This is a genomic window from Cellulomonas sp. NEAU-ZC6, from assembly GCF_056844425.1.
In genome coordinates, this window is record NZ_JBXFYH010000001.1 from 202,329 (window position 1) to 225,321 (window position 22,993).

Genomic DNA, 22,993 nt, shown 5'->3' on the forward strand with positions numbered 1-22,993 from the left:
GGCGGCGGGCGCCGGGTCACCGGGTCGACGGGGCCGCGGCCCCGAGCACCTCGACCCGCGCCCGGCCGCCCGACGTGGTGACCTCTGCGTCCACCCCGAACACCGCGCGGAGCATCCCCGGCGTGAGCACCTCGGCCGGCGTCCCGGCGGCGTGCGTGCGGCCGTCGCGCAGCACCAGCAGCCGGTCGCAGTAGCGCCCCGCCAGCGCCAGGTCGTGCAGGACCACGACGACCGTCAGCCCGGTCCGGGCCAGCAGGTCGAGCAGGGCGTGCTGGTGCTGCACGTCGAGGTGGTTGGTGGGCTCGTCGAGCAGCAGCAGCCCGGGCTCCTGGGCGAGGACCCGGGCGACGTGCACCCGCTGCCGCTCCCCGCCGGACAACGTGCGCCAGCGGCGGTCCTCGGTCCCGGACAGCCCGACGGCGGCCAGAGCGGCGGCGCACGCGGCCACGTCCTGCGGGCCCGCGGGGGCGAGCCGACCGCGGTGCGGGAGCCGGCCCAGCGCGACGACGTCCCCGACCCGCAGGTCCGTGTCGGTGTCGCTGCTCTGCTCCATGACCGCGAGGGTGCGGGCGCGCTCCCGCTGCGGCACCGCCGTCAGGTCGACGCCCGCCAGCCGCACCACCCCGGACCCGGGCGCACCGGTGCCGGCGAGGGCGTGCAGGAGCGTGGACTTCCCGGAGCCGTTCGGTCCGAGCAGCCCGGTGACCAGCCCCGCGGGCGCGGTGAGGTCGACGTCGTCCAGGATCGGCGCCGACCGTCCGCGCACCCGCACGCCGATGCCCCGGGCGGTGAGCTCGACCGCCCGCTCGTGGCGCGTCATGCCCGCTCCCGCCGGTGCAGGATCAGCAGGAACGCCGGTACCCCGAGCAGGGCGGTGACGACGCCGGCGGGCAGCTGCCGCGGGGCCAGCGCGGTGCGGCCGACCGTGTCGGCGACCACGAGGAACACGGCCCCGCCCAGCGCACTCGCCGGCAGCAGCCGGCGGTGCAGCGGTCCGACCAGCGCCCGCACCGCGTGCGGGACGATCAGCCCCACGAACCCGATCGCCCCGACGCTCGCGACGACCACGGCCGTCACCGCGGCGGTCGCCACCAGGGCGACCGTCCGGACGGTCCCGACGGGCACCCCGAGGGACGCCGCCGTGCGGGTGCCGAACGCGAACGCGTCGAGGTCCGCCGCGACCAGCCGCAGCACCAGCAGCGCGACCGCGGTGACCACGGCGCACAGCAGCACCGCCGGCCAGCGCGCGGCGGCGAGCGAGCCGACCAGCCAGTAGGTCAGCCCGCGCGCGGCGTCGGCGTCGCCCCAGCCGAGCAGGACCAGCGAGGTCACCGCCGAGAACAGCTGCCCCACGACCACGCCGGTGAGCACCAGCCGGCTCGCGCCGGCCGGGTCGGCGCCGAGCAGCAGCAGGACGATCCCGAACGCGAGCAGCCCGCCGACCAGCGCACCACCCGCCAGCGACACCGCGCCGGACCCGACACCGGCGACCAGCACGAGCACCGCACCGGTGGACGCGCCGGACGAGATGCCGAGCAGGTACGGCTCCGCCAGGGCGTTGCGCGTGACCGCCTGCAGCACGGCGCCGCACGTCGCCAGGCCTGCTCCCGCGACGGCGGCGAGCAGCACGCGCGGCGCCCGGAGCTCCCACACGACGGAGTCGGTCAGCCCCGGCAGCGGGGCCACCGGCAGCCCGAGGTGCGCGCCCAGCGATCGCGCCGTCTGCGACCACGTGATGTCCCCGCCGCCCGCACCGACGGCCGCGAACGCGACCGCGGCCAGGAGCAGCACCGCACCGACCGACCCGGCGACCTCAGCGCTGCGCGAGGACGACGTAGTCATCGAGGTGCTGCCACACCGGGCCGGCCTCGGCGAACTGCGCCGCCTGCAGCGCGGCGACGTGGAACCCGAGCCCGAGGTCGGGGTTCGGCGGCCGGTCGGCGAACCGGCGCTCCCGCTCGGCGGCGAGCGGCGCGTAGTGCGGGTGCGCGACCAGGTCGGACCACCACGCGTCCCAGGTGAGCGCGCCGGCGGCGCGGTCCCGGTCCTGCGTGGCCGCGTCGTCGAGGCGGCTCAGCTCCTCGAACAGCGGCCGCCCCTCGAGCCGGCGCAGGTGGTCCGCGTTCAGCAGCACGCCACCGGGCTCGAGCACGTCCGCGACGTCCGCGTACACCCGGGTCAGCACGTCCGCGGGCAGCCAGTGCAGCGCCGTCGACGACAGCACCGCGTGCGGCCGGCGGCCGTCCAGGACGCGCGTCCAGCCGCGGTCCCACAGGTCCGCCTCGACGAACGTCACCCGGTCGCCGTGCCGGGCCAGCGACTGCCGCCCGAGCTCGACCAGCACGGGGTCGTGGTCGACGGCGACGCAGGTCATGCCGGGGAACCGGTCCAGCACCCGGGCCGAGATCGACCCGGGCCCGCAGGCCAGGTCGACGACGAGGGCGCCGGGCGGCACCGCGGCGTCGAGCACGTCCAGCATCACGTCGAACCGGTCCTCGCGGCGGTTCACGTACGCGGCCTGCTGCCGGTCCCAGGCGTCGAGGTGCGCGCGGGACCACGTGGCCAGGTCGCCGCTCACGCGCCCGCCTCCGTCCCGGCGAAACGGGTCAGGGCGTCGGACAGCGTCGCCAGGGCGTCGATGCTCCGGACGGACGGGTCCATCTCCGTCGCCGGGATCGCCACCAGCCGGTCGGCCCGCACCGCGGCGAGCTGCGCCGTCACCGCGTCGGCCCGCAGCGTCGCGATCTTGTCCTCGGCGCTGTCCCCGGCGAGCCCGCGGGACAGGTCGGCGAGCACCAGCACGTCGGGGTCCCGCTGGGCGATCTCGTCCCAGCTCGTCTCGGTCCACTGCGCGTCCAGGTCCGCGAACGCGTTGGTCGCGCCGGCCAGCTCGGTCAGCGTCTGCGGCAGCCCCGCGGCGCCGGCCACGATCGGCGCGCCGTTGATCGTGGAGTAGATCCACGCCACGTCGAGGCCGGCCGCGTCCTGCGCGCGCTCGGCGGTCGCGTCCAGCACGGCCTGCTGCTCGACGACCAGGTCGGCGCCCCGCTCGGAGACCCCGAAGACGGCGGCCAGGTCGGTGATCTCGGTGAAGATCTGGTCGAACCCGACCTCGTCGGCGACCAGGTCCGGGTCCTCGCAGTCGTTCGCGGAGAGGTAGGCGGGGACACCGAGGTCGACCAGCTCCGCGCGCTCGCCGACGGCGTCGGGCGCGAACGCCGAGGCGCGCATCGAGTACACGAAGTCCGGGTCGGCGCCGCGCAGCTGCTCGGCGGTCGGGTACTGGTCGGCCAGGACGGGGACGGCCGCGTAGGCCTCGGCCAGCTCGGGGGCCACGGCGTCGGTGAGGTAGCTCGTACCGGCCAGCCGGTCGCCGAGCCCCAGGGCCAGCAGCAGCTCCGTCGCGCCCTGCTCGAGCGTGACCGCGCGCTCCGGGGGAGCGGCGACCGTGAGGTCGAGGCCGCAGCTGGTCAGGGAGACGGCGTCGGTCGCGCCGGCCGCCGGGACGTCGGAAGGTGCCGCCGCGGCGCAGCCGGAGAGCGCCACGGCGGCCGCCGCAGCGGCCACCGTTATGGGGATGAGAATCATTCGCATAAGGCAGGATGCCACAGCATCGCCGCGCGGGCGGAATCCGGGTCGTGCGCCGGTCGCCACCCCCGCCTACTCTCGTGACGTGCCCCGACGCCAGGTGACGCTGCCGGCCGTGCCGGTCGAGCCCGTCCGCGACCCCCGCACCGTCGACACCGCCGTGCGCGCGGGCCTGGACGCGCTGCGTGCCGAGCTCGACGTCCCCGCCTCCTTCCCCACGGACGTCCTCGCCGAGGTCGACCTGGTGCTGGCCGACGGTCCCGCGGGGACGCGTGCCGACGCCACCGACGTGCCGTTCGTGACCATCGACCCCGCCGGGTCCCGCGACCTCGACCAGGCCGTGCACCTGGAGCGGCACGGCCCGGGCTACCGGCTCCGCTACGCCATCGCCGACGTGGCGGCCTGGGTGCGCCCGGGGGGCGCACTGGACGCCGAGACCCGCCGCCGGGTCGTCACGCTCTACGGGCCGGACGGCCGGACCCCGCTGCACCCGCCCGCGCTGTCCGAGGGGGCCGCGAGCCTGCTGCCGGACCAGGACGCGCCGGCGCTGCTCTGGGAGATCGAGCTGGACGGCGACGGCGCCCCTTCGGACGCCCGGGTGTCCCGGGCCCTGGTCCGCAGCCGCGCGCAGCTGACCTACGACGGCGCCCAGCGGGCCCTCGACGACGGCACCGCGGACGAGACCCTGGTGCTGCTGCGCGAGGTGGGCCGGCTGCGGCAGGCCGCGGAGGTGGCCCGCGGCGGGCTCACGCTGCCGACGCCCGAGCAGGAGGTCGAGGTCGACGCCCGCGGCCGGTGGACCCTGACCAGCCGCGCGACGCTGCCCGTCGAGGACTGGAACGCCCAGATCTCCCTGCTGACCGGGATGTGCGCGGCGCGGATCATGCTCGACGGCCGGGTGGGCGTGCTGCGCACCCTGCCGCCGCCCGACCCGCGCGACGTCGAGCGGCTGCGCCGGTCCGCGCACGCGCTCGGGGTGGCCTGGCCCGACGGCGCGGACCACGCCGCCGTCGTGCGCGCGCTGGACGTGGGGGTGCCGGCCGAGGCGGCGCTGCTGACGGAGGCCACGACCCTGTTGCGCGGCGCCGCCTACGTCGCGTTCGACGGCGAGCTGCCCGAGCAGACCCTGCACGCCGCGATCGCCGCGCCGTACGCGCACACCACCGCACCGCTGCGCCGGCTCGTCGACCGGTTCGTGGGGGAGACGTGCGTCGCGTTGAGCGCCGGGGCACCGGTGCCCGAGGCGGTCCGGGCGGCCCTCCCGGAGCTGCCCGCGCTGATGGCGGGCGGGGACCGCCGCGCGTCCGCGTACGAGCGCGGCTCGATCGACCTGGTCGAGGCGGCCCTGCTCGCCGGTCGCGAGGGCGAGGAGTTCGACGGCGTCGTGGTCGACGCCAAGGACGACGGCACCAGCGGCGTGGTGCAGCTGCGCGAGCCGCCGGTCCGCGGGCGGGTCGAGGGCACCGGCCTCCCGGTCGGCACGGACGTCCGGGTGCGGCTGGTCGAGGCCTCGGTCGGGTCCCGGGTCGTGCGGTTCGTGCTGGACGGCGAGGTCGCCGGTCCCGCGAGCTGATGCCGGACCGGCGCCGAGGGCTCTCCGTCCCTGCGCACCGCCGTGCCGCCCGCCCCGCTCCGGTCTAGCGTCGGTGCATGGCCCGCCCGAAGTCCGCCGCCGTCGCGGCATCCAGCCAGTGGACCGACCCGGACGGCGTCCGGATGCCCGCGGGCGAGGTGCACGCGTGGGAGCAGGGACGCAACGAGACGCTGTGCGGGCTGTCCCTGCACCGGTCCTCGCTGCTCCGGTTCCCGCACGTGCGGTGGGCCGACGTCCAGCCGGAGACCGGCAAGGACGCCGACGAGGTCGGGCGCGTCTGCCCGCGCTGCGCCGCCGGCATGGGCCGGCGGCGCGACGAGAAGCCGTGGCGCCGGGTCGACCCGCGGCCCTGACAGGGTCCGGTCGCGGCGTGCCGTCGCCGCCGCTCAGCGCGTGAGCAGCGGTGCCAGCGCGACCACGACGGCGTCCGCCGGGCGGCTCGCGCCGCTGGCGTGCGCGCGGTCCGCGGCGACCGCCTCCTGCACGGCGGTCAGCGCCTCGGCCAGGGCGGCGGCCGCGGCGTCGTCCGTGCCGTCCTCCGGCCGGCTGCGCACGAACGCGGCGCCCGCCTCGACGGCCGCCGCCGTGGCCTCGCGCACGGCGGCCTCCGCGTCCGAACCGACCCCGGCGGCGAGCGCGGCGACGGCGCTCGGCAGCGGGTCGTCCTGCGACGTCGACCCCGCGACGACGGCGCGGTCGGTCGCGATCGCACGCCGGACGTCGAGCGCGGCGGCCGCGGCACCGTCGAGGGCGCCCGCGTACCGGTCCTGCCGGTCCCGCCACGACCGGTACCGGCGGGCCGTCCAGTTCGCGCGGGTCGCGACCTGCGCGTCGGTGACCGCCTGCGTCGCCGCGGTGCGCGCGGCCAGCAGGTCCGCCGTCGGGGGCAGCTCGGCCCGGTCGTCGCGCGTGGCGGCCGCGCACGCCTCGAGGTGCGCCGCCGTCGCGTCCCGGAGCCGCAGGAGCGCGTGGTCGGCCGGCGTCAGCGGCAGCGGCGGCAGCACCAGGTTCACGGCGACGCCGACGAGCGCGCCGAGCAGGGTCAGCCCGACGTAGGCGGAGACGTAGCCGACCGGGTCCGTGTCGCCGATGATCAGGACGAACAGCGCCGAGGTGGGCACCCAGGACCCCATGTCCCCGAGGACGTGCCACTCGCTGACCAGCACGCCGACCAGCACCACGATCGCGAGCCCGGCGAGCGCGGGCACCGGCAGCGCGTCCGTGACCCGGGCGACCACCGCGCCCAGCGCGATGGCGAGCACGGTCTGCGCCGAGCGCAGCGTCGACCCGCGCAGGGTCACCGACGTCGCGATGACCGCCCCGAGCGGCGCGTAGTACGGGTAGTCGCTCCAGGGGCCCGGGACGAGCCCGACCAGCACCCAGGCCAGCACGGCGGCGGCCGTCGCACGCAGCGCACGGGCGACGCCCGGAGCCCGTGCGAGGAACCGGGCGACCGCGCGACCGCCGGCGGACAGCGGAGCGAGAGGGACGCGCCGGGACGGGGCAGGGAGACGAGGCATCCGCCCCAGCGTCACCCGGCCGCGGCGCGGGCGCACCTCCGGCGGTGCACCAGGTGCCGCACGGCCGCGTGCACCACGACGTTCAGCGCCGCGGCGGCGATCGCGACGCCCACCAGCACGCCGCTCGGCCACGAGTCCGGGCCCAGCAGGACCGGCAGGGACCACGGGAGCCCGAACGGCACCAGCGCCAGCAGCGCCAGCCCGGCCCCGATGTTCGCGTCCTCGGTGGGCCGGAGCGCGAGGGCCAGGAGCACGAGGGTCAGCAGCACCACGACGAGCGCGTGCGCGAGCACCAGCCAGGGCACGCGTCGGCGGGGGCCCGGGGCGGCGGGGGCGGCAGGGACGGGCGCGGGGGTGGTCACGGGCCCATCCTGCAGGCTCGCGACCCGCCGCGTCCCGTGGTTCCCGCCATCAGGTCCCGATCGCGTCTGTGCAGGTCCGGGGCAGCGCGTGCACGATCCGCGGAGGTCTGCGGCGCGTGCGGTGGAACCCCGGCCGGCGCCGCCTCCGCGTCCCTAGCGTCCCGGGCATGACCTCCGACAGCCGCACGTCCGCGACCGGTCCCTTCGACGCCTGGCTCGCGCACTTCCGCGCGAACCCCACCCGGCAGCGCGCGATCGAGGCGGAGGTCGACTGGTCGCAGCCCTGCACGCTGGACGCGGCGACCCGCGCCGCGTTCGTGCACTCGTTCCAGCGGTTCGAGCTCGGCGAGGACGGCGACGGCGCACGCCTGCTGGCCAAGGCGGAGCACGCCGGCGACATGGTCTACCTCGCGGCGCTGCGGCTGCTGGTCGCCGAGGAGCAGCGGCACTCCGCCCTGTTCCGCCGGGGGCTGGAGCACCTGGGCGGGGACCGGCTGCCCGCGCACTGGTCGGACGGCGCCTTCACGCTGCTGCGCCGGTCGCTGGGCCTGCGTACCGAGATCGCGCTGTTCCTCGTCGCCGAGGTGGTCGCCATGCGGCACTTCGTCGCCCTCGAGCAGCACGCGCCCGACCCGGTGCTGCGGGGGATCGGCCGGCGGATCGCCACGGACGAGCGGGACCACCTCCGGTTCCAGGTGGACCGGCTCCGGGTCGGGTTCCGCCACGAGCCCGCCCCGGTGCGGGCCGTGGTGGGCGCGGCGTGGACCGTCGTGGCCGCCGGGGCGACGGCGGTCCTCGTCACCGACCACCGTGCCGCGCTGCGCGCGTGCGGCGTCCGACCGGCGGCCTACGCCGTGACGGCTCTCCGGGACGCCGCCGCTGCTGCCCGGGAGGTGCTCGGCCCGCGCCGTCGGGAGGTGCTGGGCCCGCTCGGCGGGCGCGCACCGACTCCGGCACACGGCCGGGCGTCCGCGTGAACGCCCGGCCGGACGCCCCCGCCGACCCGGGGGTCAGACCCTGCCGGTACCGCCGGTGCCGCCGGTGCCCGTCGGGCCCTCGGTCTCGACCTCCTCGTGCCGGACCTCCTCGCTGACCTGCTCCTCGTCCGTGACGGTGTCCGTCGACAGCCGCACGCGCTCGACCGGCACGGTCTCCTTCGCGACCACCGGCCGCTCCTCGGTGAGGACCACCTCGTGCTCCGACTCGGTCAGCTCGGGACCGGACACCGCGGCGTCGCGGTTCGCGTCCGTGACGGGTTCGCGCTCGAGCCGCACCTCCTCGCGGGTGACCGGCACGGTGACCGTCTCCTGGTCGGTCACGACGTACTTGCGCAGGCGCGCACGGCCCGCCTCCCGGCGCTCCGTCCCCACCCGGAGGCGCTCCTCCGACACGGTCATCGCGTCGTCGCCGCGGGAACCGTCGTCACCGTCGGGGTCCCGGCGGCCGGACGTGGCCGCGGCGTCGCCCGCGGTCCCGACCCCGGAGGTGGTGCCGACGTCGTCCGCCTCGGTCCCGGTGGTGCCCGCGTCGTCGTAGGCCAGCCCGTAGTGGGCGTAGAGCCGCTGCTCCTCCTCCTCGGACAGGTGCCCCTCCGCCTCGACCCGCGGCGCGTCCTTCACCTGCGCCTTCGTGTACTGGACCCGCAGCGTGTCGCCCTCGGCGCTCGCCCCCTGCAGCGGCACGAACGTCTCGGACTTGCCGAACAAGCCCGTGTGCACCGTCACCCAGTCGGGCTGGCCGGTCCGGTCGTCCAGGTACACCTGGCCGACCTTGCCGATCTTGTCCCCGGCCGTGTCCGTGACGGTCCCGCCCGAGATGGTCTGGATCTGGTCCTGCGTCAGCATCGTCGCTCCGATCCGAGGGACGCCACCCGGCTCCCCTCGGCTCGAGGAGCGGTGCCGTCGCGCACGGATCATTGCAGGGCCGGTGCCGGGCGGGCGCAAGCGGGGCGTGGCGGGTCCACGGGCCGCTGCCGGCCAGCCGCAGATGGGCTGCCGGAACCCGCTCGCACCGGGTGCGGCGCGCGTCTCACCCCGCGGCCGTCGTGGACCAGATCCCGGGCCGCGGGCCGGTCGCGCGCCGGAGGGACGCCTCCTCGCCACGCCGTCCCGGCGGCCCCGGGGGACCGGGGTCTGGACAGCGCGTCGTCGGGTCCACCAGGGTGGGCGTCCATGACGGGTCCTGCGCGGACGCTGCTCGGGCGGGACGCCGAGCTCGCACGCCTGGCGGCGGTCGTGCTCGGCGCCCGCAACGGCACCAGCGGCGCGCTGGTCGTCCGGGGCGAGCCGGGCATCGGCAAGACCAGCCTGCTGCGCGCGGCCGCCGAGCACGCCGTGGGCTGCCGCGTCGTCCAGGTCGCGGGGTACGACGCGGAGCAGACGATCGCGCACGCCGCCCTCGACCGGCTGCTGCGGCCGCTGCAGGACCTGGTGGGCACGATCCCGGAGCACCACGCCGCGGCGCTGCGGCGTGCGACCGGGCGCGAGACGGGTCCGCCGCCGGACCGGTTCCTGGTCGGCCTCGCCGTCCTCGAGCTGCTGGCTGCGGCCGGCCGCGAGCAGCCGATCGTCTGCACGGTCGACGACGCGCACCTGCTGGACCCCGAGTCGCTCACCATCCTGGCCTTCGTCGCCCGCCGGCTGTACGCCGAGCCGGTGGCGCTGATCCTGGCCGCCCGCGACGACGCGGCGGTGGACGCCGCGACCGCGGGCGTGCCGTCGGTGCGGCTGGCGGGGTTGGACCCGGAGTCGGCCGGCACGCTGCTGCGCGCCTCGGCGGCGGCCGGCGCCGACCTGCTGCTCCTGAGCCGCGTGGCGGCGGCGACCGGCGGCAACCCGCTGGCGCTGATCGACCTGGCGGACGAGCTCACGGTCCAGGAGCTGACCGACTCGGGGCTCGGCGAGGAGCCGGTGCCGGTCGGCCGGCACCTGGTGGCGCACTACGCCCGGCTCGTCGGCCGCACGCCGCCGGGCACCCGGGCCTGGCTGCTGGTCGCGGCCGCCGACTCGACCGGCACGCTGGACCTCGTCGAGTCGGCGTGCCGCGCGCTCGGGGTGCCACCGGGCGCCGCGGTCGCCGCCGAGGACGCCGGGCTGGTCGACCTGGGCGGCGGCACGCGGTTCCGGCACCCCCTGGTCCGGGCCGCGGCCTACACCGCGGCCACCGGTCGTGACCGGCGCGCGGCGCACGCGGCCCTGTCCGCGGCAGCGCGCGAGGCGGGGCTGGACGAGCTCGAGGCGTGGCACGCGGCCAAGGCCGCGCTCGGCACGGACGCCGCCGTCGCCGCACGGCTGGAGCGGGTCGCGGACCTCGCGGGCGCCCGCGGCGGCGCCGTCTCCCGCGCGCGGGTGCTGGGCCGGGCCGCCGAGCTGACGCCGCCGGGCCCCCTCCGCGCCCGGCGGCGGGTCGCCGCGGCCGAGGCGGCGGTGGCCGCCGGCGCCGCGCAGCTCGGCGCGATGCTGCTCGACGAGGTCGAGGACGCCGAGCTCGGGCCGGTCGAGCGGGCCCGGGCGCTGGTGGTGCGGGTCAACCTCGGCGTGTTCACCGGTGACCCCGCGGTCCTGGTCCGGGCCAGCGCGGACCTGCTGGAGGCCGCGCGGCTGTGCCACGGGCGCGACCCGGAACGGGAGCAGCGGGCGCTGCTGCAGGCGTTCGACTTCGCCCTGTCGGCGGAGCGCCGTCGCACCGGCGTCACGCTCGCCGGGCTGGGGGAGCGCCTGCGTGCCGGTGCGACCGTCCGCGAGGGCCCCGCGGCCGTCGTCGTGGCCGCGCTGTCCGCGCACGTGCTCGACCCGTACCCGGTCGCGGTCCCCGCCATGCGCCGGGGGCTGGACCGCATCCAGGCGCTCGACGGGGCGTCGGCGCTGCCGTACCTGATCGCCGAGGTCGCGCTGACCACCGCGCTGGGGGACGTCACGGCCCGGGCGGAGGGGCTCGCGCGGTCCGCCCGCGCGGCACGCGGCACGGGTTCCCTGCAGGTGCTCGACACCGCGTTGTGGGTCGCCTCGCTGGCCGAGCTGACCGGCGGCACGCCGCGCCGCGCCGCGCAGCTGGTCGACGAGGTGCGCGAGCTGCGGCGGGCGATCGGGTACGACGCCGAGCACGTCGCGAACGTCGCCCAGCTCGCGTGGGCCGGTGCGCCGCGCGACCACGTCGAGGCGGTCGCCCGCGCCGCCACCGCCGCGGGGTTCGGCGGGGTGGAGTCCAGCGCGACCGCCGCTCTCGCGATCCGCGACCTCGCCGAGGGGCGGTACGCCGATGCCTACGCCGCCCTGCTGCCCGAGGTCGAGGACCCGTTCCTCCAGGTCACGCCGACCCGGGTGCCCGACTTCGTCGAGGCGGCCGCCCGGTCCGGGCACCACGAGCACGCCGTCCGGTGCACCGCCGGGCTCGCCGCACGCGCCGACGCGAGCGGCTCCGTGTGGGTGCGCGGGCTCGTGCACCGCTGCCAGGCGCTGGCGGACCCCGGGGCGGACGCCGAGCAGCACCTCCGCGCCTCGGTGGAGGCGCTGGAGCGGGCGGGCGTCGAGGTCGAGGCGGCGCGGTCCCGCCTGCTGCTGGGCGAGTGGCTGCGCCGCGCGCGCCGCCGCGGGGAGGCCGCGGTCGAGCTGCGCCGGGCGCTCGCCCTGCTCACCGCCACCGGCGCCACCGTGTTCGCGGAGCGCGCGCGCTCCGAGCTGCGCGCGACGGGTGCCGGCACCGACGAGACCCCGGCGTCGGCGGTGCTGCCCGACCTCACGCCGCGCGAGCGCACGGTCGCCCGGATGGCCGCGCGCGGCGACACGAACGCCGAGATCGGCGCCGCGCTGTTCGTCTCCGTGCACACGGTCGACTACCACCTGCGCAAGGTGTTCTCGAAGCTCGGCGTGACCTCCCGGCGGGAGCTGCGCGAGCACGTCGGTACCTGACACCTCGGGGAGCGGTGCCACGCACTACGTGCCGTACGTGGTCCGGCCGCCCCCACGACCCCGGGACAGTCGGAGGACCATCGTCAACCCGGGGGAGCACCGATGCCTTTCGTCACCGTCGAGGACGGCGCGCAGATCTTCTTCAAGGAGCTCGACGGGGGCGGCTCGCCCGTCCTCCTCAGCCACGGCTGGCCGCTGAACGCCGACGCCTGGGACGCCGCCGCGCTGTTCCTGGCCGAGCACGGCCACCGCGTCGTCACCCACGACCGCCGGGGCCACGGCCGGTCGTCCCAGACCTGGCACGGCAACGAGATGGACACCTACGCCGACGACCTGGCCACGCTGATCGGCACGCTCGACCTGCAGGACCTCACCCTGGTGGGGCACTCCACCGGCGGTGGCGAGATCGTGCACTACACCGGCCGGCACGGCACCGCTCGGGTCGCCCGCGTCGTCCTCGTGTCGGCCGTCCCGCCGATGATGCTCCGGACCGGCGACAACCCCGAGGGCGTGCCGCTCGAGGTGTTCGACGGCCTGCGGGCGGGGGAGAAGGCCGACCGCGCCCAGCTCTACCGGGACCTCGCCGACGGGCCGTTCTTCGGGCACAACCGCCGCGGCGACGTCGACCAGGGGTTCCGGGACGCGTTCTGGCTGCAGTCGATGGCCTGCGGGCACCGGGCGGCGTACGAGTGCATCGCCGCGTTCTCCGCGACGGACTTCCGCCCCGACCTCGCGGCGCTCGACGTCCCCACGCTCGTGATCCACGGCGACGACGACCAGATCGTGCCGTTCGACGTCGGGGGCAGGCGGTCCGCCGACGTGGTGGAGGGCGCCAAGCTCCTCGTCTACGAGGGCAGCCCGCACGCCCTGCCCGACACCGACCGCGCGCGGCTGCACGCGGACCTGCTCGCCTTCATCGAGTCCTGAGACGGAGCCCCTGCCATGACCGAGCCCACCAGCCCCGACGCCACGCCCGTGACCAGCCCCGACACCGCCCCCGACACCGTCGTGCTCGTGCACGGCCTCTGGATGACCCCCCGCAGCTGGGAGCACTGGGTCGCCCGCTTCGAACAGCGCGGGCTGAAGGTCCTCGCGCCCGCCTACCCCGGCTTCGAGATCGAGGTCGAGGCCCTCCGCGAGCACCCCGAGGTGATCGCGCGGCTCACCGTCCCGGAGGTCGTCGACCACCTCGCCGGCATCATCGAGGGCCTGGACCGCCCGCCGGTCGTCATCGGGCACTCGTTCGGCGGCACCCTCACGCAGCTCCTGCTCGCCCGCGGCCTCGGTGCGGCCGGGGTGGTCGTCGACTCCGCCCCGACCGAGGGCGTCCGGATGACGCCGCTGTCCCAGGTGAAGTCGCTGTTCCCGGCCCTGAAGAACCCGGCGAACCGGCGCCGGGCCGTCGCGTTCACCCCGGAGGAGTTCCACTACGCCTTCGCCAACACGCTCAGCCCGGAGGACTCCCGCGCCGCCTGGGAGCGGTACGCGATCGGGGCACCGGGCGACTGGATCTGGGCGTACGGCCTGATCGCCAACTACAAGCCCGGGCACCAGGAGACGTGGGTGGACTACTCCGGCGACCGGGCGCCGCTGCTGTTCATCGCCGGCGCCGAGGACCACATCATGCCGGCGTCGGTGAACAGGTCGAACGCCAAGCACTGGGAGAAGTCCCCGGCGCTGACCGAGTACGTCGAGCTGGCCGGCCGCGACCACTGGACCTGCGCCGCGCCGGGCTGGGAGGAGGTCGCCGACCGGGCCCTCGACTGGGCGCTGGCGCACGCGGCGCCGCTGGGCGGGCGCCGGACCGTCGGCGCCTGACGCACCGGCGGACGCGGCGCGGGCCGACCCGGTCCGCGCCGCGCCGGGCCCGACGCCGCGCCCGGGCCGACCCTGCGCCCGGTCCGGTGCCGCGTCGGGCCCGACGGCGCGCCCCGCCCGACGGTGCGGCGCGGTCAGCTGCCGACGGCGCCCGTCGCGAGGTGCACGTCGGCGGCCGGGCACGCGGGGTCCGGCAGGACCACGGACCGCAGGTCGGCGGATCGGATGCAGGTGCACGGGACGAGGCTCATGGCGGGCTCCGCGGGCAGGTGCGCCGCCCGGCCGGCGGTCGCGATGGTGCCCTGGGGATCGGCACCGGTCACCGTCCTGTGAGAGGTGCGCCGCCGTGATCCGCGTCAGACCGGGGTCAGGGGCACCTCGTCCTCGCCGCGGCCCGCCGCGGCCGCGCGGGCCGCGCGGCTCCGGTCGAGCCACCGCATCGCGGGGGTGGACGCCACGCCGTGGATCAGCACGGACCCGACGACGACGAGCGCCGACAGGGCCCACAGCCGCCGCTCGTCGGGGAAGTCGCCGTGCTCGAGCGCGTACGCCACGTAGAAGAACGTGCCGACACCGCGGACACCGAAGAACGCCACCACCGCGCGTTCCGACGGGCCGGTGCGGCCGCCCAGCAGACCGAGCCACCCCGCCAGCGGACGCACCGCCAGCAGGACGACCAGCGCGACGAGGACCTCGGGCCAGCCGATGCCGACGAGGACGCCCCGCACCAGCGCGCCGCCGAGCAGCACGATGACCGCGACGGTGAGCAGCCGCTCCACCTGCTCGACGAAGCTGTGCAGCACGCGGTGGTAGCTGTGGTGCCGCTCGGCGGTGCGCAGGGTGACGGCGCACACGAACACGGCGACGAACCCGTACCCCTCCGCCAGCTCGGTGGCCCCGTACGCCAGGAAGGTGGCGGCGACGGCGACGAAGCCCTGCGCGTGCTCGGTGAGGCGGACGCGGTCCGCGAACGAGGAGAAGAACAGGCGCCCCAGCAGCCAGCCGACCAGGATGCCCCCGAGCACGCCGACGCCCAGCCGCCACAGCACGTCGACCAGCAGCCAGTGCCCGACCCAGCCGCCGGGGGCGAGGCCCGCCAGGCTGACGGCGATCGCCGCGTAGGTGAACGGGAAGGCCAGCCCGTCGTTGAGGCCGGCCTCCGAGGTGAGGGCGAACCGGGCCTCGTCGTCCACGGCGCCCGGGTCGTCGACCGGCTCGCTGACCTGGACCTCCGTGGCCAGCACCGGGTCCGTCGGCGCCAGCACCGCCCCCAGCAGCATGGCGCTCGCCGCCCCGAGGCCCAGCGCCCCCCAGCCGAGCGCCGTCACCGCGACCATCGACAGCGGCATGGTCACCGCCAGCAGCCGCCACGTCGTGCCCCAGGCGCGCCGGCCCGGCGGCCGGTTGATCGCCAGCCCCGCGCCCATCAGCGACACCACGACGCAGACCTCCGTCAGGTGGAGCGCGATCGTCGCGTGCTCCAGCGGGTCGGGGTCCGGCAACCCGGGCATCAGCCAGAACGCGAGCACACCCGCCCCGAGGAACACCGTCGGCATCGACAGCGGGAAGCGACGCAGCGCGCGCGGCAGGAGCGCGGCGGCCAGGGTGGCCACGCCGATCGCGAAGAACCCGGCCGCGGTGCCGTCGACGGCGATCACCGGGCCACGGTAGGCCCCGGACCGGTCGGCGGCGCGGTGGCGGGTCACCACCCGTTCACCGGAGCCGGGTAGCGTCAGCAGGAGCCCAGCCGTCCCCACCTCCAGGAGCCGCACGCCGTGACCGGTACCAGCACCGCCCAGCCCGACCTCCGCCTGCCCGCCGCCGTCCTGTGGGACATGGACGGCACGCTCGTCAACACCGAGCCGCTGTGGATGGCCGCGGAGACCGAGCTGGTCGAGTCGTGGGGCGGGACCTGGACGCACGAGGACGGCCTGACCCTGGTCGGCAACCCGATGAAGGTGTCCGGCGGCATCCTGCAGAGCCGCGGCGTCGGCCTGTCGGTCGACGAGATCGTCGACTTCCTCAACAAGCGGGTCGCCGCCGCCGTCGCCCAGGACACCCCGTGGCAGCCCGGCGGCCGCGAGCTGCTTCGCGCCCTGGCCGAGGCCGGCGTGCCGCAGGCGCTGGTCACCTCGTCCTACCGCGAGCTCGCCGACCCGTTCGCCGCCGTGGCGGGCGTGTTCGCCACCGTCGTCGCCGGCGACGAGGTCGAGCGACCCAAGCCGGACCCGCAGCCCTACCTGCTGGCCGCCGAGCGGCTCGGCGTCGACATCGCCGACTGCGTGGTCGTCGAGGACTCGCCAGCGGGCATCACCGCGGGTGTCGCCTCCGGGGCGCGCGTGCTCGCGGTCGAGGTGTTCCGCGAGCTGCCCGACATCGCCGAGCTGAGCGCGACGCGGTCGCTCGCCGACGTGTCGGTCGAGGACGTCGCGCGGATCCACGGCGGCGCCGTGCTGGACCTGCTCGGCTGATCCCCGGTCACGCCGGTCGCCTCAGTCGCGGCCGGCGCGCCAGGCGATCGCGTACCGCCACACCGCGCCGGCAAGGCAGACGCAGCCGAGCACCCACCCGGGGACAAAGAGCCGGGTCCGATCGCCGGGCAGCCAGATCAGCAACGCGACCCCGGCTGCGAGCAGGAACGTGCCGAGCACGATCTCGACCGGCCGCGTGATGTGGTGGGGGTCGGGCAGCCCGTCATCCGCGGCGTCGTCCTGGTCACCCGGAGGCAGCGTCACGTCGACCCGGGTCAGGACGCCTGCGCCACCGGCGTGACGCCGATCGCCCGCTCGACCGCACCCTCGGGCAGCTCGGGCGGCGTGCCGCCCCAGGCCGGGCACACGGCCTGGTGCGCGCACCAGTCGCACAGCCGGGACTTGCGGGGCCGCCACTCGCCGGTGCGCGCGGCCTCCTCGATCTGCGACCACAGCGAGCGCAGCCGCAGCTCGAGGGTGTGCATCTCCGCCTCGGACGGCGCGTGCCGCAGGATCTGGCCGTCACCCAGGTAGACCAGCTGCAGCAGCTTGGGCAGCACGCCGCGCTCGCGCCACAGCACGTAGGCGTAGAACCGCATCTGGAACAGCGCCGACCCCTCGAACCCGGGGTTCGGCGACTTGCCCGTCTTGTAGTCGACCACCCGGAGCGCGCCGTCGGGCGCGACGTCGAGCCGGTCGACGATCCCGCGCAGCTGCGGCCCGTCGGCCATGAGCGTCTTCACGGCGAGCTCCCGGTCGCCGGGCTGCAGCCGGTTCGGGTCCTCCAGCGTGAAGTAGGTGTCGAGCAGCAGCCGCGCGCTGCCGATCCAGGCCTCGCGCTCGTCGTCCGTGGCGAACAGCGTGACCACCTCGGGGGAGCGCTCCAGCAGCCGGTCCCACGCCTCGGGCAGCAGCGCGTGCGCGGCGGCCGGCGTCCGCCGGCCGAGCGGCAGGTCGTACAGCCGCTCCAGGACGGTGTGCACCATCGTGCCGCGGGCGGCGGCCAGGCTCGGCGGCTCGGGCCGCTTGTCGATCACCCGCAGCCGGAACAGCAGCGGGCACTGCTGGAAGTCGTTGGCCCGGGACGGCGAGAGCCCGGGGACCCGGGGCTCGGCCGGCGCCTCGACGTCGCCGGCGTCGGCGCCGTCGACGGACACGGGGGCGAGGAGCTGCGGGTCGGTGGTCGTCACGTGACGAGCCTAGGTGCCGCCACCGACACGGGTGGCCGGCGCCCCGGCCTCGGCGCGCACCCGCGACCCGTAACCTGACGGCGTGGCAGAGAGAACGCGGGGCTGGGTCGTCGGCCGGGTGGTGGGTGCACCCGTCGTGCTCGCGCCCAGCAGCCTGCTGACGGTGGGGCTGTTCGCCCTGGTGTTCACGCCGTCGGTGCGGATCCGCGCCCCGTGGCTCGGTGCCGGCTCGACGATCGCGGTCGCGGCCGTGCTCGGGGTGGTGCTGCTGCTGTCGGTGCTGGTGCACGAGCTGGCGCACGGCCTCACGGCCCGGGCCCGCGGGCTGCGGGTCCACGAGTTCGCCCTGACGCTGATCGGCGGGCACACCGCGTTCGGCGGCCGGATCACCCCGCTGACCGAGGGGCTGGTCGCGGTCGTCGGGCCGATCGCGAACCTGCTGCTCGCCCTCGTGATGTGGCTGGCGGGCCAGGCCGTCGACCCCACGGGGCTGGCCGCCCTGGTGCTGTACGCCGGTGCGTACTCCAACGCCTTCGTCGGCCTGTTCAACCTGATCCCGGGGCTGCCGATGGACGGCGGCCAGGTGCTCGAGTCGGTCATCTGGGCCGCGACCGGGGACCGCCGGCGCGGCACGCTCGCCGCGGGCTGGGTGGGCCGGGTCGTCGCCGTCGGCTTCGTCGCGTGGGTGCTGCTCCGCCCGCTGGTCGAGGGCCAGCGGCCCAGCCTGTTCGCGGTCGGCTGGGCGGCGGTCGTCGGCGCGTTCCTGTGGTCCGGGGCCGGGCAGGCGATCAAGGCGGCGCAGACGTCCCGGGCGGTCGACGCCGTGCGCGTGGGCTCCGTCGGCATCCGCGCCGTCGGCGTGCCCGCGACCGCGGTCCTGGCGCAGGCCGACGCCGCCCGCGGCCGGGCCGGGGCGGACGCGGTGGTGCTGCTGTCCCCGGACGGCCGCCCCGCCGCGTACGTCGACCCGCAGGCAGCCGCCGCGGTGCCCGTCGACCAGCGGGTGCACGTGCCGGTGACCGCCGTGGCCGTCGGCCTGCCGGCCGGGGCCGTCGTCGACGCGGCGCTGGAGGGCGCCGACCTGGTGCGCGCGGTCGCCGCCCTGTCGCACGTGGCACCGGTCGTGGTGGCCGTGCAGGACGGCGTGGTCGTCGCCCTGGTCCGCTCCGCGGACGTCGCGGCGGCGCTGCGCTCCTAGACTCGTCTCCCGTGACCGACGAGACCACCGCCCCCGCGCCCGCCACCGACGCCGAGCCGCGCGTCCCCACGGGCGCCGACCAGCGCCGCGGGCTGCTCCGGGTGGGGGAGCGCGTCCAGCTCACCGACCCGCGCGGCCGGCTGCACACGATCACGCTGGCCGAGGGCGCGACGTTCCACACGCACAAGGGCTACTTCCGGCACGACGAGCTGATCGGCGCGCCCGAGGGCACGACCGTGACCAGCAACGGCGGCGTCGAGTACCTCGCGCTGCGTCCGCTGCTCAGCGACTACACGCTGTCGATGCCGCGCGGCGCGGCCGTCGTCTACCCCAAGGACGCGGGCCAGATCGTCGCGATGGCCGACATCTACCCCGGCGCCCGCGTGGTCGAGGCCGGGGTCGGCTCCGGCGCGCTCACCATGTCGCTGCTGCGCGCGGTCGGCGACGGCGGCCGGCTGCACTCCATCGAGCGCCGCGACGACTTCGCCGCGATCGCCCGCGGCAACGTCGAGACCTTCTTCGGCGGCCCGCACCCGGCGTGGCGGCTCTCGATCGGCGACCTGTCCGACGTGCTGCCGGTCGCCGAGGGGCCCGGCCAGGTCGACCGCGTGGTGCTCGACATGCTCGCGCCGTGGGAGAACCTCGATGCCGTCGCCACCGCGCTCGCCCCGGGCGGCGTCCTCATCGCCTACGTGGCCACGGCGACGCAGCTGTCGCGGCTCGCGGAGGACCTGCGCGCGGACGGCCGCTACACCGAGCCGCAGGCGTGGGAGTCGATGGTGCGCGGCTGGCACCTCGAGGGCCTGGCCGTGCGGCCGCAGCACCGGATGATCGGGCACACCGGCTTCCTGCTCACCACCCGCCGCCTGGCCGACGGGGTGCTGCCGCCGCTGCGCAAGCGCCGCCCCGCGAAGGGCTCGCAGCCGGGGGAGGCCGCGCTGGTCGACGAGGTCGGCGACGTCGTGACGAGCAGGTCCTTCCAGGAGGTGCCGGACGCCGAGTGGACGCCGGAGGCCCTGGGCGAGCGCGCGGTCTCGGACAAGAAGGTGCGCCGGGTCCGCCGCGACGTCGGTCAGGCGCCCGAGCAGGACTGAGCCCGGCGAGCGGGTCGTGCCCGCCGCCGCCCACCGGCGTGGCCGCGCGCGCTCGATTGACACGTGTGGTTAGGGTCGCAGCACGACAGCCCCACAGCGCCGTGAGGTCGACCCGCGATCGGAGGTACCGCGATGACGGAACCGACAGCCCGCGACCTGCAGCGCGAGCTCGCGCTCCTGGCCGCCAAGAACGAGCGCATGTCCGACGCGCTCGTGGCCGCGCGCGACCAGATCATCGAGCTCAAGCGCCAGATCGACGACCTCGCCAAGCCCCCGGGGACGTTCGCCACGTTCCTCGCGGCGCGCGCGGACGGCACGGTCGACGTGGTGTCCGCGGGCCGGAAGATGCACGTCGGCGCGAGCCCGGCGGTGGACGTGCACCGGCTGCGCCCCGGACAGGAGGTCATGCTGAACGAGGCGCTGACCGTCGTCGAGGTCGGTGGCTACGAGCAGGTCGGCGAGCTGGTCACGGTCAAGGAGCTCATCGGCCGGGACCGGGCGCTGGTCGTCGGGCGCGGCGACGAGGAGCGCGTCGTGCGGCTGGCCGGCCAGGTGCTGGACGGCTCCGTGCGGGTCGGCGACGCGCTGACCGTCGAGGCGCGCAGCGGCTTCGTGTTCGAGCGGGTGCCCCGGGCCGAGGTCGAGGACCTCGTGCTCGAGGAGGTGCCCGACATCGACTACACCGACATCGGCGGGCTCGGTCCCCAGATCGAGGCGATCCGCGACGCCGTCGAGCTGCCGTTCCTGCACCCCGACCTGTTCCGCGAGCACGGCCTCAAGCCGCCCAAGGGCGTGCTGCTGTACGGCCCGCCCGGGTGCGGCAAGACGCTGATCGCCAAGGCCGTCGCGCACTCGCTCGCCGCCACGTCGGCGCGCGCCCGGGGCGAGGAGGTCGCCGAGGCCAAGTCGTACTTCCTCAACGTCAAGGGCCCGGAGCTGCTGAACAAGTACGTCGGCGAGACCGAGCGGCACATCCGGCTGATCTTCGCCCGCGCCCGGGAGAAGGCGTCGCAGGGGCACCCCGTCGTCGTGTTCTTCGACGAGATGGAGTCGCTGTTCCGCACCCGCGGCACGGGCGTGTCCAGCGACGTCGAGACGACGATCGTGCCGCAGCTGCTGGCCGAGATCGACGGCGTGGAGCGCCTGGAGAACGTCATCGTCATCGGCGCCTCCAACCGCGAGGACATGATCGACCCCGCGATCCTGCGTCCCGGCCGGCTCGACGTGAAGATCAAGATCGAGCGCCCCGACGCCGAGGGCGCGCGCGAGATCTTCGCCAAGTACCTGACCGCCGACCTGCCGATCCACGCCGACGACCTGGCCGAGCACCACGGGTCGAAGGTCGCGGCGGTGGAGGCGATGATCGCCCGGTCCGTCGAGCGGATGTACTCCGAGGACGACCACAACCGGTTCCTCGAGGTCACCTACGCCAGCGGCGACAAGGAGGTCCTGTACTTCAAGGACTTCAACTCCGGCGCGATGATCCAGAACGTCGTGGACCGGGCCAAGAAGTCCGCGATCAAGGACCTGCTCGCCACCGGCCAGCGCGGACTGCGGGTCGAGCACCTGCTGACCGCCTGCGTGGACGAGTTCAAGGAGAACGAGGACCTGCCGAACACCACCAACCCCGACGACTGGGCGCGCATCTCCGGCAAGAAGGGGGAGCGCATCGTGTTCATCCGCACGATCGTCCAGGACAAGAAGGGCGAGGAGGCCTCGCGCCGGATCGAGAACGTGCAGAGCACGGGGCAGTACCTGTAGATGCACACGCGGGCCTGACCGCCCGCACAGCGACGGCACAGCGCCGCGCGGCTTGATGGGGGCACCCGGTCCACCGGGTGTCCGTCCCCGATCCGCGAGGTGCCCATGCCTGCCCCCGTCCTGCTCGCCGCCGACCTCGTCGCCGTCGGCGTCCTGACCTTCGCCCTGTACTTCCCCCGGCACCGCCGGCGCGACCTGGTGGTCGCGTTCCTCGGCGTGAACGTCGGCGTGCTCGCCGTCGCCTCCGCCCTGTCCGGCAGCACCGTCGGCCCGGGGCTCGGCCTCGGGCTGTTCGGCGTGCTGTCGATCATCCGGCTCCGGTCCTCCGAGATCGACCAGCGCGAGGTCGCGTACTACTTCGCGGCGCTGGCGCTCGGCCTGATCGGCGGGCTCGGCAGCAGCCTCGGCGTGCTCGCGGTGGGCCTGATGGCCATGGTGCTGGCGGCGCTGTACGTCGGCGACCACCCGCGGCTGCTCCGCGGGTACCGGCAGCAGGTCGTCGTGGTCGACCGGGCGTTCGGCGACCACGCCGCGCTGGTCGCGCACCTCGAGCAGCTGCTCGGCGGCCGGGTGCACGGCGCGACGGTGCAGCGGCTGGACCTGGTCGACGACACGACGGTCGTCGACGTCCGGTACGCCCCGCTGCCGCCCGGGCGCGTCGCGGAGGAGCCGGTGCTGGTCCGCGGCGACCGCGCGGTCGCGCTGTCCGGCGCGGCCCGGTGACGACCGACGTCACGCACCTGCCCGCCGTCGGCCTCGCCGAGCTGCAGGAGTCCGCGGCCCTGCAGACCCGGGTCGACCGCAAGTACGTGCTCCCGCTCGGCGCGCTGCCCGACCTGCTCGCGGCGCTGCCCGCCGGCACCCGCCGCCTGGTGATCGACGACCGCGACACGTTCGGCTACGAGTCGGTGTACTTCGACACGCCGGACCTGGACGCGTTCCACCTCGCGGCCGGCCGGAGGCGGCGCCGGTACAAGGTCCGCACCCGCACCTACCAGGACACCGGGAGCTGCTGGCTCGAGGTGAAGACCCGGGGCCCGCGCGGCACCACCGTCAAGGTCCGCCGCGAGCACGACCCCGATGCCCGTGCACGCGTCGGCGACGCCCTCGGCTTCGTCGTCGACATCCTCGGGCAGCAGGGCGTCGCGCTGCCCGTGAGCCGCGACGCGCCACCCCTCGGGCCGACGCTCACCACGCGGTACCACCGCCGGACGCTGCACCTCCCGGACGGCGCGCGCACCACGATCGACACCGGCCTGGAGTGGCGTGCTCCCGGCGAGGACGGCCTCCGCGCCACGGTGCCCGCGCACGCCGTCGTCGAGACCAAGAGCGTCGCCGGCGCGTCCGGCGCCGACCGCGTGCTGTGGGCGCTCGGCCACCGGCCCAGCCGGATCTCGAAGTACGCCACCGGCCTGGTGGTGCTCGACCCGGCGCTCGGCGGGCGGCCCTGGCGCCGCACCCTGCGCCGGACCCTCGCCGCCTGACCGGCG

22 protein-coding genes are annotated in these 22,993 nt (G+C 76.4%); 12 read left to right on the forward strand and 10 right to left on the reverse strand.

Annotated elements, in window-relative coordinates; genetic code table 11:
- Positions 1 to 16: 16 nt before the first annotated feature.
- From AC1050_RS00875 to AC1050_RS00890, 4 genes are read right to left on the reverse strand one after another with little or no spacing between them, the layout of a single operon-like run.
- Positions 17 to 820 (reverse strand): ABC transporter ATP-binding protein, encoded by an 804-nt coding sequence (locus AC1050_RS00875; RefSeq protein WP_482385497.1) that lies wholly within the window; start codon positions 818 to 820, stop codon positions 17 to 19.
- Positions 817 to 1,842, reverse strand: coding sequence for a FecCD family ABC transporter permease (locus AC1050_RS00880; protein ID WP_482385498.1), 1,026 nt, complete (start codon positions 1,840 to 1,842; stop codon positions 817 to 819). The genes AC1050_RS00875 and AC1050_RS00880 overlap by 4 nt, the downstream gene beginning before the upstream one ends.
- Positions 1,814 to 2,578 (reverse strand): class I SAM-dependent methyltransferase, encoded by a 765-nt coding sequence (locus AC1050_RS00885; protein ID WP_482385499.1) that lies wholly within the window; start codon positions 2,576 to 2,578, stop codon positions 1,814 to 1,816. Before AC1050_RS00885 ends, AC1050_RS00880 begins: the two co-directional genes overlap by 29 nt.
- Positions 2,575 to 3,567 (reverse strand): ABC transporter substrate-binding protein, encoded by a 993-nt coding sequence (locus tag AC1050_RS00890; protein WP_482385500.1) that lies wholly within the window; start codon positions 3,565 to 3,567, stop codon positions 2,575 to 2,577. Before AC1050_RS00890 ends, AC1050_RS00885 begins: the two co-directional genes overlap by 4 nt.
- Positions 3,568 to 3,673: 106 nt before the next feature.
- Here AC1050_RS00890 and AC1050_RS00895 point away from each other — a divergent pair, with 106 nt between their 5' ends.
- Together AC1050_RS00895 and AC1050_RS00900 are read left to right on the forward strand one after the other, a co-directional pair.
- On the forward strand, positions 3,674 to 5,161 hold the full coding sequence (locus AC1050_RS00895; protein ID WP_482385501.1) for an RNB domain-containing ribonuclease: 1,488 nt from the start codon (positions 3,674 to 3,676) through the stop codon (positions 5,159 to 5,161).
- Positions 5,162 to 5,238: 77 nt separating this feature from the next.
- Entirely contained in the window at positions 5,239 to 5,535 is a 297-nt protein-coding gene (locus AC1050_RS00900; protein ID WP_482385502.1) for a hypothetical protein, read from the forward strand.
- 33 nt (positions 5,536 to 5,568) lie between these two features.
- On the opposite strand, the gene AC1050_RS00905 is transcribed toward AC1050_RS00900, so the two are convergent.
- Positions 5,569 to 6,702: an aromatic acid exporter family protein gene (locus AC1050_RS00905; RefSeq protein WP_482385503.1), complete on the reverse strand. Its 1,134-nt coding sequence runs from the start codon at positions 6,700 to 6,702 to the stop codon at positions 5,569 to 5,571.
- Between the two features lie 11 nt (positions 6,703 to 6,713).
- Complete coding sequence (locus tag AC1050_RS00910; protein ID WP_482385504.1) at positions 6,714 to 7,064, reverse strand: hypothetical protein; 351 nt, start codon at positions 7,062 to 7,064, stop codon at positions 6,714 to 6,716.
- Between the two features lie 167 nt (positions 7,065 to 7,231).
- Here AC1050_RS00910 and AC1050_RS00915 point away from each other — a divergent pair, with 167 nt between their 5' ends.
- Positions 7,232 to 8,041 carry a ferritin-like domain-containing protein gene (locus AC1050_RS00915; RefSeq protein WP_482385505.1) on the forward strand — a complete coding sequence of 270 codons (810 nt, stop codon included), beginning with the start codon at positions 7,232 to 7,234 and terminating at the stop codon, positions 8,039 to 8,041.
- Positions 8,042 to 8,074: 33 nt separating this feature from the next.
- Here the strand turns inward: AC1050_RS00915 and AC1050_RS00920 are convergent, their stop codons facing one another.
- Positions 8,075 to 8,908: a DUF2382 domain-containing protein gene (locus AC1050_RS00920; RefSeq protein ID WP_482385506.1), complete on the reverse strand. Its 834-nt coding sequence runs from the start codon at positions 8,906 to 8,908 to the stop codon at positions 8,075 to 8,077.
- Positions 8,909 to 9,235: 327 nt separating this feature from the next.
- Here AC1050_RS00920 and AC1050_RS00925 point away from each other — a divergent pair, with 327 nt between their 5' ends.
- The 3 genes from AC1050_RS00925 (at position 9,236) to AC1050_RS00935 (ending at position 13,789) form a co-directional block, all read left to right on the forward strand.
- Complete coding sequence (locus tag AC1050_RS00925) at positions 9,236 to 11,971, forward strand: helix-turn-helix transcriptional regulator (RefSeq protein ID WP_482385507.1); 2,736 nt, start codon at positions 9,236 to 9,238, stop codon at positions 11,969 to 11,971.
- Between the two features lie 102 nt (positions 11,972 to 12,073).
- Positions 12,074 to 12,898 (forward strand): alpha/beta fold hydrolase, encoded by an 825-nt coding sequence (locus AC1050_RS00930; RefSeq protein ID WP_482385508.1) that lies wholly within the window; start codon positions 12,074 to 12,076, stop codon positions 12,896 to 12,898.
- 15 nt (positions 12,899 to 12,913) lie between these two features.
- Complete coding sequence (locus AC1050_RS00935) at positions 12,914 to 13,789, forward strand: alpha/beta hydrolase (protein ID WP_482385509.1); 876 nt, start codon at positions 12,914 to 12,916, stop codon at positions 13,787 to 13,789.
- 356 nt (positions 13,790 to 14,145) lie between these two features.
- On the opposite strand, the gene AC1050_RS00940 is transcribed toward AC1050_RS00935, so the two are convergent.
- Entirely contained in the window at positions 14,146 to 15,447 is a 1,302-nt protein-coding gene (locus AC1050_RS00940) for a cation:proton antiporter (RefSeq protein ID WP_482385510.1), read from the reverse strand.
- Positions 15,448 to 15,564: 117 nt separating this feature from the next.
- Here AC1050_RS00940 and AC1050_RS00945 point away from each other — a divergent pair, with 117 nt between their 5' ends.
- Positions 15,565 to 16,260, forward strand: coding sequence for an HAD family hydrolase (locus tag AC1050_RS00945; RefSeq protein WP_482385511.1), 696 nt, complete (start codon positions 15,565 to 15,567; stop codon positions 16,258 to 16,260).
- A 21-nt stretch (positions 16,261 to 16,281) separates the two neighbouring features.
- On the opposite strand, the gene AC1050_RS00950 is transcribed toward AC1050_RS00945, so the two are convergent.
- A complete protein-coding gene (locus AC1050_RS00950; protein ID WP_482385512.1) occupies positions 16,282 to 16,524 on the reverse strand; it encodes a hypothetical protein in 243 nt (80 codons plus the stop codon).
- 11 nt (positions 16,525 to 16,535) lie between these two features.
- On the reverse strand, positions 16,536 to 17,450 hold the full coding sequence (locus AC1050_RS00955; protein WP_482385513.1) for a RecB family exonuclease: 915 nt from the start codon (positions 17,448 to 17,450) through the stop codon (positions 16,536 to 16,538).
- Between the two features lie 82 nt (positions 17,451 to 17,532).
- On the opposite strand from AC1050_RS00955, the gene AC1050_RS00960 reads away from it, so the two are divergent.
- The 5 genes from AC1050_RS00960 (at position 17,533) to AC1050_RS00980 (ending at position 22,987) form a co-directional block, all read left to right on the forward strand.
- Complete coding sequence (locus AC1050_RS00960; RefSeq protein WP_482385514.1) at positions 17,533 to 18,648, forward strand: site-2 protease family protein; 1,116 nt, start codon at positions 17,533 to 17,535, stop codon at positions 18,646 to 18,648.
- A gap of 11 nt (positions 18,649 to 18,659) precedes the next feature.
- The gene (locus tag AC1050_RS00965; RefSeq protein ID WP_482385515.1) at positions 18,660 to 19,742 is read left to right on the forward strand and encodes a tRNA (adenine-N1)-methyltransferase; all 1,083 of its coding nucleotides are present in this window, start codon (positions 18,660 to 18,662) and stop codon (positions 19,740 to 19,742) included.
- A gap of 132 nt (positions 19,743 to 19,874) precedes the next feature.
- Entirely contained in the window at positions 19,875 to 21,503 is a 1,629-nt protein-coding gene (gene arc, locus AC1050_RS00970) for a proteasome ATPase (protein ID WP_482385516.1), read from the forward strand.
- 105 nt (positions 21,504 to 21,608) lie between these two features.
- Positions 21,609 to 22,226 carry a DUF4956 domain-containing protein gene (locus tag AC1050_RS00975; RefSeq protein WP_482385517.1) on the forward strand — a complete coding sequence of 206 codons (618 nt, stop codon included), beginning with the start codon at positions 21,609 to 21,611 and terminating at the stop codon, positions 22,224 to 22,226.
- Positions 22,223 to 22,987 (forward strand): polyphosphate polymerase domain-containing protein, encoded by a 765-nt coding sequence (locus AC1050_RS00980; protein ID WP_482385518.1) that lies wholly within the window; start codon positions 22,223 to 22,225, stop codon positions 22,985 to 22,987. The genes AC1050_RS00975 and AC1050_RS00980 overlap by 4 nt, the downstream gene beginning before the upstream one ends.
- Positions 22,988 to 22,993 lie beyond the last annotated feature (6 nt).